Genomic DNA, 1,247 nt, shown 5'->3' on the forward strand with positions numbered 1-1,247 from the left:
TGGTTGCGTAATCCCCAGATGCCTGGAAGCCGGAGAGCGGGTCAATCCACCCGTTCATGCTCTTTCCGGGGTCGTTGGTGTTGTTGTCCGCCGTGCAGACGAGGAATCTTCCCGCTGCCGTGGGATGGGCAACGGTTGCCCCGGCTGGATACCCTCCGATCGCATTTGCGTATTCTGCTGAAAATGGGACCAGGACACCCAGCTCGGCGGCCCGTGCGGCACGGGACAGCATGTTGAGGATGCCATTCATGTCCTCCCCATAGGGTGGAGCGCCCCCGGCTGAGATCGGCGTCATCGTGGCTTTGGGGAAGCCCATTGCCATACTGGCACGGCCAATGGCCGTTGCTGACTGCGGAATGGTGGCCAGTGTCGAGCTGTCCGCATTCTGTGCCCAGACTACGGAGAACAGGGGCTGCGTGTCGGTCTGTTTCATATGTCAACTCGCTGGTAGAGGATATGGACGCCAGCGGGGCGGGGCAGTGCGCCGCTCTGGCGGATAAGGGTTACGTCCAGGGGAGAGAGGTCCCAGTTGTGGGAAATCGTCATCGTCCCGTTTGATTTTCCGAGGGATGATGCGGCGAAGAACACACCGTCATCGAACGGTTTTGGTGTATCCTTGTCTAGCCGTGCCTCTGAGAAGCCGAAGTAATCATTGGCTGCGGTGCCCTCGGAGATGTAGATGAGACGGCCATCGCCGCCGAAGAGCTGCATAAGGATACGGTTGATGTCGGCTATCGAGCCGTTCGAGATGTTCGCGGCCGCCTTTGCGAAGATCAGTTTCCGGAATGCCTCATCAGTCAGGGCATAGTTTTCAGTGATGCTCTTTCCGGCATAGAATATGCCATCCTCGAAGGGGCGGGCCGAACCGCTGCCATCTTCGGCCTCATCAAAACCGAAAAACTCCGGCTGGCTTACCTTTTGGACACGCTGGACCCCGACAATGCGGCCCCAGACATCCAGCCCCCATCCCGTAGCGGTGGTCGGGTCCCAGACATTCTTCAGGAAAAGCTCAATCATGGTCTGCGGGTCAGCCGCCGCATTGAACCGGCCGATAATTCCCGTCAGGGCCGGGCTGTTGGCATACTGGGCCAGGATCGTTTCTCTGATGTCGATCACGTGACGACCTCGACGCTGATGGTATCCGCCGTCACCGTCGGCAGCTGGTTGATCGGCAGGGTGATCCTGTTCTGGCCTGCGTTCCTGTCCGTCCCGATGGTCAGGGTGAGAACCTCAGCCCAGTCACCCAG

Annotated in this window: 1 protein-coding gene and 1 pseudogene; both read right to left on the reverse strand. The window is 59.5% G+C overall.

Annotated elements, in window-relative coordinates; genetic code table 11:
* Window positions 1–433 (reverse strand): annotated as a pseudogene (locus NQF87_RS08705) (phage tail protein); the annotation flags it as partial.
* A complete protein-coding gene (locus tag NQF87_RS08710; protein WP_266128017.1) occupies window positions 430–1,116 on the reverse strand; it encodes a DUF2612 domain-containing protein in 687 nt (228 codons plus the stop codon). The pseudogene NQF87_RS08705 and the gene NQF87_RS08710, both read right to left, overlap by 4 nt.
* Window positions 1,117–1,247 lie beyond the last annotated feature (131 nt).

This window comes from Bombella dulcis (assembly GCF_026385505.1).
GTDB classification, from domain to species: domain Bacteria; phylum Pseudomonadota; class Alphaproteobacteria; order Acetobacterales; family Acetobacteraceae; genus Bombella; species Bombella dulcis.